General features: G+C 45.4%; 1 protein-coding gene. It reads right to left on the bottom strand.

Annotated elements, in window-relative coordinates; all coding sequences use genetic code 11:
- The coding region (locus LKX83_RS32525) for a purine/pyrimidine permease (RefSeq protein WP_227887415.1) at nucleotides 1-271 on the bottom strand (271 nt) is incomplete at both ends.

Genomic DNA, 271 nt, shown 5'->3' with positions numbered 1-271 from the left:
AAAAGCACGCCACGCCAACGTCGATATGATCGCCGCTATTTAAACCGATCATCCCCTTTAGAAAAATGAAGATTAACTGGTTGGCAAGCAGAAGCAAAAAAACAAACATAACAACGGGTGTGAACCATTTTTTTAGTACATCACCGAGCCCAAGCAGGCCCAACACGGTGACAAGCACACCGGAGATTATCGCTCCAACAGCAATGCTTCCCCCTAATGCTGCCATATCAATATGTAGTGTACTGGCTGTCGTAGCCAGACTTAAAATCAC

This window comes from Cohnella baijiui, from assembly GCF_020731285.1.
In the GTDB taxonomy this organism is placed as follows: Bacteria; Bacillota; Bacilli; order Paenibacillales; family Paenibacillaceae; genus Cohnella.
The sequence above is the reverse complement of the archived record's forward strand: the minus strand, read 5'-3'. Positions and strand labels throughout refer to the sequence as shown.